General features: G+C 60.8%; 10 protein-coding genes and 2 pseudogenes. 7 read left to right on the plus strand and 5 right to left on the minus strand.

Features of this window, described 5'->3' with window-relative positions; translation table 11 throughout:
* Positions 1-11: 11 nt before the first annotated feature.
* From ACTNFJ_RS05975 to ACTNFJ_RS05990, 4 genes are read right to left on the minus strand one after another with little or no spacing between them, the layout of a single operon-like run.
* Complete coding sequence (locus tag ACTNFJ_RS05975; RefSeq protein WP_435907441.1) at positions 12-1,691, minus strand: MFS transporter; 1,680 nt, start codon at positions 1,689-1,691, stop codon at positions 12-14.
* Positions 1,688-2,110 (minus strand): DUF1801 domain-containing protein, encoded by a 423-nt coding sequence (locus ACTNFJ_RS05980; protein WP_435907440.1) that lies wholly within the window; start codon positions 2,108-2,110, stop codon positions 1,688-1,690. The genes ACTNFJ_RS05975 and ACTNFJ_RS05980 overlap by 4 nt, the downstream gene beginning before the upstream one ends.
* A 54-nt stretch (positions 2,111-2,164) precedes the next feature.
* Positions 2,165-3,175, minus strand: coding sequence for a CNNM domain-containing protein (locus tag ACTNFJ_RS05985; protein WP_435907439.1), 1,011 nt, complete (start codon positions 3,173-3,175; stop codon positions 2,165-2,167).
* Entirely contained in the window at positions 3,172-4,581 is a 1,410-nt protein-coding gene (locus ACTNFJ_RS05990) for a hemolysin family protein (RefSeq protein WP_435907438.1), read from the minus strand. The genes ACTNFJ_RS05985 and ACTNFJ_RS05990 overlap by 4 nt, the downstream gene beginning before the upstream one ends.
* 537 nt (positions 4,582-5,118) lie before the next feature.
* On the opposite strand from ACTNFJ_RS05990, the gene ACTNFJ_RS05995 reads away from it, so the two are divergent.
* The 5 genes from ACTNFJ_RS05995 to ACTNFJ_RS06015 all read left to right on the plus strand — a co-directional run bounded on the left by ACTNFJ_RS05995 (position 5,119) and on the right by ACTNFJ_RS06015 (position 9,172).
* Complete coding sequence (locus ACTNFJ_RS05995) at positions 5,119-5,739, plus strand: GIY-YIG nuclease family protein (protein ID WP_435907437.1); 621 nt, start codon at positions 5,119-5,121, stop codon at positions 5,737-5,739.
* Between the two features lie 49 nt (positions 5,740-5,788).
* Entirely contained in the window at positions 5,789-6,487 is a 699-nt protein-coding gene (locus tag ACTNFJ_RS06000; RefSeq protein ID WP_435907436.1) for an SOS response-associated peptidase, read from the plus strand.
* Positions 6,488-6,660: 173 nt separating this feature from the next.
* Positions 6,661-7,152, plus strand: a complete 492-nt coding sequence (locus ACTNFJ_RS06005) for a hypothetical protein (RefSeq protein WP_444711800.1) — start codon at positions 6,661-6,663, stop codon at positions 7,150-7,152.
* Positions 7,153-7,399: 247 nt separating this feature from the next.
* A complete protein-coding gene (locus ACTNFJ_RS06010; RefSeq protein ID WP_435907434.1) occupies positions 7,400-8,611 on the plus strand; it encodes a Fic family protein in 1,212 nt (403 codons plus the stop codon).
* A 273-nt stretch (positions 8,612-8,884) separates the two neighbouring features.
* On the plus strand, positions 8,885-9,172 hold the full coding sequence (locus ACTNFJ_RS06015; RefSeq protein ID WP_435907433.1) for a hypothetical protein: 288 nt from the start codon (positions 8,885-8,887) through the stop codon (positions 9,170-9,172).
* On the opposite strand, the gene ACTNFJ_RS06020 is transcribed toward ACTNFJ_RS06015, so the two are convergent.
* The gene (locus ACTNFJ_RS06020) at positions 9,169-9,837 is read right to left on the minus strand and encodes an ankyrin repeat domain-containing protein (protein WP_435907432.1); all 669 of its coding nucleotides are present in this window, start codon (positions 9,835-9,837) and stop codon (positions 9,169-9,171) included. The genes ACTNFJ_RS06015 and ACTNFJ_RS06020 overlap by 4 nt on opposite strands.
* Positions 9,838-10,304: 467 nt before the next feature.
* On the opposite strand from ACTNFJ_RS06020, the pseudogene ACTNFJ_RS06025 reads away from it, so the two are divergent.
* Both ACTNFJ_RS06025 and ACTNFJ_RS06030 read left to right on the plus strand, forming a co-directional pair.
* Positions 10,305-11,473 (plus strand): annotated as a pseudogene (locus ACTNFJ_RS06025) (P-type ATPase actuator domain-containing protein).
* 24 nt (positions 11,474-11,497) lie between these two features.
* Positions 11,498-11,808, plus strand: a pseudogene (locus tag ACTNFJ_RS06030) (metal-sensitive transcriptional regulator).
* Positions 11,809-11,824 lie beyond the last annotated feature (16 nt).

Genomic DNA, 11,824 nt, shown 5'->3' on the forward strand with positions numbered 1-11,824 from the left:
GTTGCGCTACCTCAAGCAGGTGACGGTGATTTGGCGGGAGTCTGCTGCGCGCGGGCATCGTTCATCTGCAGCTCTCGGGCCCGGCTGGGTACCCCGAACCAGATCACCAGCGCCCCGATAAGCAGCACCGCGGCGCCAATGAGATAGGCCTCGAGTGCCCCGCGCTCCAGGCTCAACCTCGCCGCCTGCATGATCTGGTCGGCGAATTGCGGGTGCTGCTCGGCCACGTTACTCGCCGAGGAATATGAGGATTGCAGCGCTCGTGTGACTTCATCTGAGATCGAGGAGGCTTGCCCGCTCGAGTCGATCTGCGCGCCAAAGGTGTGCGCGAATCCCCGCCCGAGCACCGCGCCGAGCAGGGCCTGCATCACCGCGCCTCCGAGGTCACTCTGCAGGTCGGAGGTGGCGGACGCCATGCCCATTTTGCGGATCGGGGTCCAGCTCGTGAGCGATCGCCGAGCCGGGGTCATCACGAACGTGGCGCCGATCCCAATCATGAGAAATCCGAAGCCAACCAGCACATAGGGCGAGTTCTCGCGCCAAAGCAGCATCGAGCCGAACGCGAGAAGCAAGAAGGCGTAGCCGACCGCCATCGTCGCGCGGGTGCCCCATCGCGTCACCGCGCGCGCGGACAGCTGAGCTGCGAGCAGCAGGCCTGCGGCTGCGGGAATCACCGCGATGCCAGCCTGTAGGGGATTGTAGCCGAGCACGTCTTGCATGAACTGTTCGCCGACGAACGTGGAGCCCTGCAGCGCACCGAACGCAATGAGCCCGGCGACGGCGGGCACCCAAAACAGCCGCTGCCGCGCAACCCGGAGATCGTAGAGCGGGTGCGTGGCTTGCGCCTGACGCCAGATGAACAGGCCGAGGGTGATGGCACCGATCGCGAGCAATGCCTGTCCGAACACTGACTCCGTCGGATCGAACACCAGCCCCACGCCGAGCACCACCGAGCCCAGGGCTGCCACGGAAAGCACGCCACCGACATGATCAACCGGAACGCTCGACTCCCCCACGTGTGAGGGAACAAATGGCACGATAAACGCGAGGGCGAGCGCCGCCAGCGGAACGCTTATCAGAAACACAAACTGCCACGACAGGAGCACGAGCGCAAGGCCGGCGAGCACCGCGCCGAGCACGGAAGCCATGCTGGCAAAGCTCGACCAGAGCGCGATAACCCCGGTGCGGCGGGGCCCCTCGGACCAGAGCGCCGAGATCAGGGAAAGCGTGGTCGGAAATGCCATGCCCCCAGCGATACCGACGAACACCTGCGCCGCGATGAGCGCCTCGATTGATGGGGCGATCGCTGAGAGCGCGCTTCCCACGATCGTCAGCGCCACGCCTACGACGAGCATCTGCTTCCGGCCGTAACGGTCAGCAAGCGCGCCGAGGTAAAGCACCGACATGGACAGCCCGAGGCCCGTGCCGAGCGACACGAGATTGAGTGCGGTCTGGGCGGCATTGAAGTGGGTGCCGATCGCTGGCACTGCCACCGCTGCCACCGTCACGTTGATTGAGCACACCACCGCGGCGAGCAAGAGCGCAATCACGACGAGACGAGACCTTTCAGGTGCGTCGCCGCTCGCGCCGTTTTTCGTCCCCGACATCAAGCGCCCGGAGTCGGCATTGAGCGCGACATCAGTGGCGGCCGCGGCTTCGCGAGTGGCCGCTGGTTCACTCGTTTCTGTCACTCGGCGGACTCGTCAGTGCGCGAGTATGCGATGGCAATCAGCCGACGCAGAACTTCAAGGTCGATGTCGTCAAGTTTGTTGACGTAGACGCAGCCCGCGCCCTCCGTGTACTTTCCTAGCTGTGGCAGAAGAGCCGCCCCGGCCGGAAGATCTTTCAGCCCGTAGATCGAGAGCTTTGCCTTGCGCGGCGAAAACCCGGTTTTTGGCCACTCGCCCTGCGTCCGAAGATTCGCGGGCGACACGTAGTGGTAGCTGCCGTAGCCGACGATGGAAGGCCCCCACATCACGGGCTCCTCCCCCGTGACCTCGTGGAAGATCTCTGCGAGCGCGAGCCCGTCAGCGCGCCGTCTGGCCGGCTCCGCTGCTTCAAGGAACTCCTGCACATTCGCGTCGGTCGCCTGTGTTTTGATCTCAGCCATGCACTTATTCTGGCGGAGCGACGGCGCACCCGCTACAGGCGAGGCGCCCAAGTGTCATCGGGTGCTGGTCGACAGAACTCGCTGCATCACGTCTTTAATCGTGAGAACGTACTGAGGGGAGCCTGCTCCGCCAACAACTGCAAGTTGCACCTGAGCTTCTCGCATTTGCCGAAGGAGTTCGTACACCGGGACGTCTGGTGCAACCTGAAACACTGGTCGACCGTGGCCTATGGCGGGGGCATCTTGCGGCAACGTTAAAGTGTCACGCACATGAACCACGTGGGTAAGTATGCCTTCTTGGTTTTTGACCAGAACTCGAAGATGACCACTACTGCGGGATTCTTCTTGCACATCCGCAACCGTGGCGGAGTCTGCCACCGCAGAGGCTTCCTGATCTTTCCGCACGATGTCCGAAGCCGTGATGCCCTGGAGGCGAATGACCTCAGAGATTTGAGACTGGAGTTCCTTCTCGAGTGCCCCCACCTCAGCCGAGTGCTCAACCAGTTGACGGATTGTGTCTGCATCTCGGCCGCCCACCGCTGCACGCTCAACCGGGGTGACGCCAGTGCGTGCGACGAGCGCGTTCGCGATCGAGTTCACCCAGGCGAGGAAGGGCCGCAGGGGCCAAACGAAGAGCCTCGCAGGTATGCCGATCACCTTTGCTGCGGTCTCCGGATGCGCGATCGCCCATGATTTGGGGGCCATCTCGCCCACCACCAGGTGGAGGAACGTGACGATGAGCAGTGATGCGGCAAAGGCGAGCCCTCCCGAGAGCCACTCGGGTAGCCCCCACGATATAAGCACTGGACCGAGCCAATAGTCGATCGCAGGTTTTGTGACTGCTCCGAGCGCGAAGGTACACACCGTGATGCCGAGCTGTGCGGCGGCGAGCATCAGGGTGAGTTCGTTCATGCCGCGCAGCGCGGCGCGGGCGGAAGCACGCTGCGTCGCCTCACTCTCCAATCGGTGGCGCCGAGCCCCCATCAGAGCAAACTCGATCACCACGAAAAACGCACTCAACACGATGAGGAGCACAGTGACCAGAAGTACTACCCAGCCGTTCATGAGTCACCCTTTCCGGCCGAATCAATCGTGTCCGTCTCAGAGCGCATGTGCTGAGGAGCTTCTTCAAGAACCTCTACGATCACAACCGAGGGAATATGCCGCTCGATCTCAACTACCTCGGCCTTGAGCACACGGGACAGGTCTAGACCTTCTGCGAGGTCGGCACCGGTCGCAACAAGCGGGACTCGAACGACCGCCCCGCTCTCAAGAAGATCGCCGTGGGTGGCGATCAAAAGCCCTGCCAATGTCTCGAAATCCCCGACGGGAAGATCCTGACCGATGAGTCTTTCGAGCTCGTCGATATGAAGGGAGCCCTCCACGCGCCACCGAGCTTCGGAGAGCAGGCAGATAGCAGCTGAGTGGGCGATATCATGCTCGTCCGTCACTTCGCCAACGAGTTCCTCGCCGAGGTCTTCAAGGGTGAGAACTCCGGCGAATCCGCCGTACTCATCGATCACACAGGCAAGCTCGTTTCCAGAATCTGTCATGCTTCGAAGTGCGTCCGGGAGCTTCATGAGCGAGGGAATCACTAAGGGGTCTCGCATAATTGCAACTACGGGTCTTGGATCGTCTGGAGCACAATGCAGTACATCTGCGAGGTGAACCACCCCAACCGGATCATCATTCTGATCGACTACCGGATATCGCGTGTGCGCTTCCGCCATGAGAGTTCGTGCGGTAAAAATTGAAGCATCTGGGGCGAGGAAGTCTGACTGTGATCGCGACACCATCGCATGTTCGACATCGCGATTCGGGAAGTCCAGGATCCGATCCAGCAGCATCGAGAGGTCTTCGGGAAGATCCCCGCTTTGACGAGAGCCTTCAACGATGTGTTCAAGGTCTTGCGCAGACGCACTGCTGTCAAGATCGTGCACCGGTTCAACTCTGATGAGTTTGAGAAGCGCATTCGAGGCCCGATCGAAAATGGCAATCAGCCAACCAAACACAGCCAGATACACGAGAGTCGATTGCGCAAGCGCCCGTGCCAGTGGCGTCGGGTTAGCGATCGCCAAATTCTTGGGAAAAAGCTCACCAAATATCATCTGGAACACCGTTGCGAAGACGAGCGCGATGACAGTTCCGACCGCGATACCTGTGGCGGCGGGAACACCGACACCACCCAGGAGAACTCCGAGTGATTCACCGACGAGGGGCTCTGCGACGTACCCGACCAGCAGACCCGTTACGGTGATCCCCAGCTGAGCACCAGAAAGCATGAAAGATGTGCGATCTGTCACTTTCAGCGCACGTCTCGCAGCCCGGTCACCACCTTCGGCGCGAGCTCGTAGCGTCGAGCGGTCAACCGACATGTAGGCGAACTCTTGGGCCACGAAATACCCATTTGCCGCGACGATCAGTGCGATGACTATTAGACCCAGGACTAGCAGCAAGACAGTGAGCATCATGATCTGCGCTCAGTTTCTGCCAAATTCAGTGGATTGATGCCACCCCACATCCGCTCTCTCCTGAGATGCACGGATGGTGCGAACACGAGTTGGTTCGGTCTCGGTAGGTCCACGAGATGGACTTCGCCTCCTTAGACGTCGGGCTTCTGAATTCACAGACTACTGAATCTTGATCTCGCAACGCTGAGACTTTGACTGTCTGAGAAGAATTGCTGCGAGCGAAAATGGGCGAGCATTCAGGTGATCGGGCCCGCTCGGCACGACAGGTTCACCTTGACCAGCTGAGGCTTTGGCTGGGTTCGGGATCGCTCTTCTTTGGCATGATGCCATCCGTTCAATTCGAAAAGAGGCGGCACCAAACCTGCGGCGATTCAGATCAACGCCCGCGGCAGCTACAAGAAACGCGATGGATCCCCTATCGCTACATCCCAAATCGACTTGCGCACCCGCAACTACCCGCAATACTTCGAGAAAAACGGCAGCACAGTCACCCTCACGGATTCCGCGTCGACCACAACCCCCAAGACCACTGTTCCCATGACCGCACGCCCCGCAGTGACTTCTCCGTCATCCGGCACCGACCAGGGCGCGTCCGCGGTTCAGTCCCCGGATCTCATTGCGGCGGATCTTCTCTCGCATGAGAAATTTGTGTCTGCCGGCGAGATCGATGGCAGGGTGCCTGGCCACCCGGGGCTCTACCCGATCCGCGTCAAGGAACAATCCGCGCTGCCCAACGGGTTCGCAGACCTCAGCCTGCAGCGCGGGCATGACTTGCTCTACATCGGCGTCGCGAGCCGGAGCCTCAGCACCAGATTCCTGGGTCAAGAGCTCCGAGCGCGAGGTCACGGCACATTCTTCCGCAGCCTCGGCGCCGTGCTTGGGTACCGGCCCGAACCAGGCAGCCTCATTGGCAAGGGCAACACCCGAAACTACGTGTTCAGCATCTCTGACGAGCGAGAGATCATTGCCTGGATCAATCAGAATCTGCTCGTCTACTGGGTCGCGGTGTCTCCCGAAGACCTAGATCATGCGGAGAAACAACTCATCAGAGAGCACCTTCCACTGCTGAATCTGAAAGGAAACCCGGCTGCTCTTCCCGAGCTCTCCGCAGTACGCGCCGAGTGTGTCAGGATCGCCAACACACCGTCATTCATGTGAGACGCAATTAACGCCTGCGCTTCCCACTCCCCCTGTTACGCTGCAGACTATGTGCGGTCGAGTCATCGTTGATTACGAAGAAATGATCCCCGCGGCAACCGACACCGAGCTGGCCGCGTGGATCACCGGGGCGCCAGCGGGCGCCGCATCCTCCTGGAACGTGAAACCCACCCAACAGATCCCGGTCGCATACACCGACCACAAGACCGGCGAGAAGAAGTTCGAGACCGCGTACTGGTCACTCGTGCCCGTCTGGTCGAAGGAACTGAAGACGAAATTCCCGACCTTCAACGCCCGCTCCGAAACCGCCGCCGAGAAGCCCTCGTTCAAAGCTGCAGTGAAGAACCGCCGCTGCGCGATTCCCGTCTCTGGGTTCTACGAGTGGACCGGCCCGAAAACGGCACGCGTTCCGCACGCGATCTTCGGCCCAGAAAAACTCCTGACCCTCGCAGGGCTGATGTCGTGGTGGCACGAGCCCGGCGCCGACGATGATCACGGGTGGCACCTCACTGCCACGATCCTCACCCGCGACTCGGCCGGCGTGATGCAGCCGCTGCACGACCGTATGCCCGTATTCCTTGCCGACGAGTTCGTGAACGAGTGGATCGACCCAGACATCACCGGCGACCACGCCCTCGTACAAGCCGTGTCGGCTGCCGCGGCGCCAATCGCTGACGACCTCTTCGAATACCCGGTCGCACCGCTGCGCGGCGACGGGCCCGCGCTGATCGAGGGCCTCTCCGAGTAAGACCCACCGCCCACCTCGGGAATCGGTGCGTCCCTGCACGGCCAGCGCCCCGCACGATAAGTCACTCGACCACCAGGGCATCTAGCCGAGCACTATGCGTCGGCTATGGCTAGGCTTGAGTGATGTCGACTCGGCTTCTGTCATTCGTCACACTCACACAACAAAGGATCAAAATGCAGCACATTCCGCTCCCCCGTGGAACCGTCGGGTTGCTCGTTGCATGCGTCGCCATCGCAGGACTTTCGGGATGCATGACAACCACCGCCGATGGTCGCGTCGGCGGCGGTATCTCGTTGGGCGACAGTGCAAGCGGTGGGTACGTTACCCCGATTGATGTCGTCACCGGTCGTTACGAAGTGACTGTCCAGGACTACATCTGGGGTGCGCCCCCGGCAGACGGAGTTTTCGACATCACGAAGACGAGCCTCACCACACTCACGCTTCAATCAGAAGCTGATGGCGACCTATGGAACTGCGATTACGACGAGGAGCTCGCTTCTGCAACCTGCACCGCAGCGGCTGACCTGGAGGTAGAAATGCCGATGCAGGTCGATTGGTCCACACAAGACGACAAGAGACACCAGATTTCTGGATCAGCCACGGTAACACTCGAGGGCGAAACGTATGAGGCAATGACGTTCGAGGGTACCCGCATCGTCGAATAGCGCACGGAAGATCCCGGCAGCCTTTTCACCTTCGAGATCCTGAAGCATTCCGAGGCCCCGATGCGTGCAGTTTCGTTACCTCCGCAGCCGAGGAGCCGTGCGAATCCTCATGCGATCAAGGCGGCAGTGAAGCACCCAGGTGACTACGCCGAAATACTCGCAATTCTGCACCCTCAATGCGATTTCGAATGATGAAATTCGCATATATCCCAATCAAACGCGATTTTGTGTCGGTAGAATCGCATGTATGAGCAGCGACCCCAGCACCAAGTGGCCGGCGCACGGGGTCGAGCCCCTGCCCTGGCTGCAGCAGGTTCGCGGGGGCACCCGCGAAGACCGGATGATGCGCAGCGTAGAGGCCGCCATTCCACCCTTCATCGCTGAGCTCGACTATCAGCCGTCGCTCGAAGAGATGGTCGCCTCCGAGCAAGCGCTCCTGGCCGTCGCCCAAGCCGACACCGACGCCGAAGGTCACTCGGCCGCACTCAGCCGCTTCATGATTCGCTCCGAATCGGCGGCCTCCTCCAAGATCGAGCGCATACACGCGACTGCCCGCGACTACGCGAAAGCGATCGCCGGGAACAAGGGCAACACGTCCGCGACCAGCATGGTCGCAGCCTCCCGTGCTCTCCACGAGCTGATCAACACGGTAGGTCGAGGCCACTTCGAGATTTCGTACTTCATCAGCGCGCACCACGTGCTCATGGTCGACGACCCCGACGAGGCCCACTACGCCGGCCATATCCGGGACATGCAGAACTGGATCGGCGGCAGCGACCACTCCCCCCGTGGAGCACTGTACGTGCCGCCCGCGCCCGAGCGCGTCGAAGCGCTTATGGATGACCTGATCGCCTACCTCAACCGCGACGACGTACCAGCCCTCGTTCAAGCCTCGATCGGACACGCCCAATTCGAGTCCATCCACGCCTTCACCGACGGCAATGGTCGCATCGGCCGCGCGCTCGTGTCCGCCGTACTGCGCCGTCGAGGTGTCACCAAGAACGCCGTCGTCCCCCTCGCCAGCGGACTACTCGCCCGACGTGACGATTACTTCGCCGCCCTCGACTCTTACCGTCTCGGCGACCCCGCACCCCTCATCCTCCTGTTCGCCCATTCCGCGCGCGCGGCCGCCACCGCATCCCGCGACACCATCGCGCGGTTGGAGGCCATGCCTGAAGAGTGGCGCCAGGATCTCAAGCCCCGCGCCGGCTCAGTAGCAGAGACCCTCATCGACGCGTTCTTCAACCACCCGGTCATGTCCGTACACGAGATCGACACCGCGACTTCGGGTACCAGCACCAGCCAGGCCTACCGCGTCATCGACCGGCTCGTTGACGCCGGCTTTCTTGAAGAGATCACCGGTCGAAAGAAGGATCGCGTCTGGGCAGCCTCCGAGGTGCTCGCCGAGCTCGACGACCTCGACCACCGCATCCAGCGCGTCATGCAAGCAGAGCAGTAACCCCTGAACTGGGCGGCCGAAGTGAAGAAACAAGGAGAGATTCACACCGGACAAAGAGTGGTTACTCTTGTCGAGGGTGTGAACCTCTCCCATTTGGGGTTCCTGCGTAGAGAGTTTTCAAACCCTACCCCGATGCTGAAATCGTTGATATCCCGCTGGAAACGAGGCGTCTACCGGGTGTCTCAGCGGGTCGAGAACACCCCAATTCAGGACGTTCGAGGGGCCTGCGTCAGGAGGATTGGGAAACCTCAAACCTTTCTCACCCCCTCTGAAGTGGACCGTCTCGTCGATGATTACCTCGCTGGTTTCAGCGTCGGTTACCTGGCTCAGAAGTATGGTGTGCACCGTGCGACGGTCTCGAAGCACCTCACCCGAAACAAAGTCGTGCGCCGTCAGCACGGGCTCACAATCGAGGAAGCCGCAGAGGCGGTGAAACTGCACGGCGGTGGCATCTCAATGCGCGCTATCTCACGCACTCTCGGTGTCGACCGTAAGCAGGTTCGCATCTCCTTAGTCGCAGCTGGTGCACTCGTCGATCAAGCCTCGACCATGAGAATTTAAACGAAGCCTTCCTCGACAAGCACACAACCGCTCTCGGTAATGACATGGGCCTGGCCTGAACCGCCAACGACTCGGCTCCAACTCTCAACCAGCAATCGACCCGTGAATATCGACATCGAGAAGCCGCCGTACATACCTGGATAACAAAAGCACAGATTGTCCAATGTCTCCAACGCGATGATCTCGGAAGGGATTGGCCGAATCTTTACGGGCTCCAAAGACTCGGTACGTTCCTGAATCAGTTCAGATAGGTGCTTGTCCCATGCAGCAAACTTTCGCAACTCGTTGTCGCTCAGATCACGCACGGTCAGAGCATCAGCAAGATGCTGATGATTGCGTTTCAAAGCAATAACGATTGGACGATCGCCTTCAGCGTTCCGTAACGAACGCCATGCTCCGCGGCGGATGAGTTCATCCACGACCTCCGATGAGGCGCCGAGCCAAGCTGCCTGGTGAAGTGGTGTGAACCAAGAGTCACCAGCGATTCTCCATTGATTTACGTTCAGAAATCGCTCTCGATCAAGAAGACGAAATACCGCCTCCCAATTGCCGACTTTGGCAACGTCCGCAAGACGGTTGATGTTGTCGACGTGACTCTCCCTGAGAAGTCCCGCCTTTATCACGCCTGGCCAATCAACTTCCAACTGCCACCCTACGCTCGACATTCGGACGGTGTAACCAGAACTACTGCTGCCGGATCTACATCACTTGCCGTTGCAAAAGTCGGCAACTCGGCAGAATCAAGACCAGCAAGTTCAAGTGCTGCCTGTCCAGCTAAGTGAGCCGAACGCACAGACGGGAGTGCTGCACGGATAGGTGACAGTTCTAGTCACGCCGCCAGTGCGACGGCACTCGATCTCCTCTGCAACCCGTCAGACTTTGACCGAACCTTTTTCGACCGGCGCACGGCAAAGTAGCGCTTGGTACTTCTCAACAGCTTCTGCCATTCGTTCTACAAGTCTGGGTCGGAAGGCGAACTGATTGAAGGTCGGTGAGTAAAGGCAGTAGCGCGGCGATCTGCGGAGCGCTGTCGATGTGATCCGACTCTGACGCAAGACGCTCGACACCATCAAGACGAACCTGTCTTCACGAGCGCACTGGGCACGAGGATCACGGTGGTCACGCTGGCCATATGGGCCACTGCGGTCACGGCGGCCACGGCGATCATGTGGCACAGTTTCGGCGCCTGTTCTGGGTGAATCTCGTGCTCGCGGTGCCAGTCGTCGCGTTCTCGCCAATGTTTGCCATGATCCTCGGCTATTCAGTACCAGGCTGGGCCACGTGGATCGCACCTGTTATCGGCACCGTGATGTATGTCTGGGGCGGCTCCCCATTCTTGACGGGCACGGTGAGCGAAATCAAGGCCCGCAAACCGGGCATGATGCTGCTGATCGCCCTGGGCATCACCGTGGCCTTCCTCGCATCGTGGGGCGCAACACTCGGGCTGTTGCATCACGAGCTCGAATTCTGGTGGGAACTCGCGCTGCTGGTGGTCATTATGCTGCTCGCGCACTGCATCGAAATGCGTTCGCTCGCCCAGACCACTTCTGCGCTCGACTCCCTCGCGGCGCTTTTGCCCGACGAAGCCGAGCGGGTCGAGGGTGAAACGGCCGTCACGGTGAGCCCGGCGGAGTTGCGCGTTGATGATCTCGTGATCGTGCGCCCGGGCGGCAGCGTGCCGGCCGACGGCATGATTGTTGACGGACGTGCGGCCATGGATGAATCGATGATCACCGGCAAATCGCACCCCGCGACCCGCAGCGAGGGCGATGCGGTGACCGCCGGCACGGTCGCGACCGATTCGGGCTGCGGGTCAGAGTCACCGCCATCGGAGACGACACGACACTTGCCGGCATCAACCGACTCGTCGCCGACGCACAGAACTCGTCGTCTCGGGCGCAGCGCATCGCCGACCGGGCTGCAGGGTGGCTGTTCTGGTTCGCCCTCGCGCAATCCGATGTTGGTGTCGCTATTGGGGCGGGCACCGATGTGGCGATCGCGTCGGCAGGGGTGATCCTCGCCAGCTCTGACCCGCGTTCGGTGCTCTCAGTGATCGAACTCTCACGTGCTGCCTACCGCAAGATGAAACAGAACCTGTGGTGGGCGGCGGGGTACAACCTGATTTCGGTGCCGCTTGCCGCCGGTGTGCTCGCCCGCGTCGGGTTCGGGCTGCCGATGTCGGTCGGAGCGATTCTGATGTCGCTGTCGACGATCGTCGTGGCGCTGAATGCCCAGCTCTTGCGCCGCATCGATCTCAGCCCAGAAGCCAGCACTCGCGCCGTGCTCGAACGCACGAACTGACCTCACGCAGCCCAGGATCAGCACATGTCGTCAACCACTGAATCGCACGCGTCGCACCACGGGTATATCGGCGATAAGAAGCGCTACCTGCAGCGCATGAAACGAATCGAAGGTTTGGCCCGGGGCATCGCGAACATGATCGACGAAGAGCACTACTGTATCCATATTCTGACCCAGGTCAGTGCGCTCACCCGCTCGCTGCAGGGGTGGCAACGGGGCTGCTCGATGACCACCTGAAGCACTGTGTGCTCGATGCCGCCAAGCTTAGCGACGAGGCCGCCCACGAGAAGATTCAGGAGGCCACTGCCGCGGTCAACCGGCTGATCCGATCGTGACTGTGTGAGTCGGCCT

It is taken from the genome of Leucobacter shiyiweii (assembly GCF_052446065.1).
Classification (GTDB): domain Bacteria; phylum Actinomycetota; class Actinomycetes; order Actinomycetales; family Microbacteriaceae; genus Leucobacter.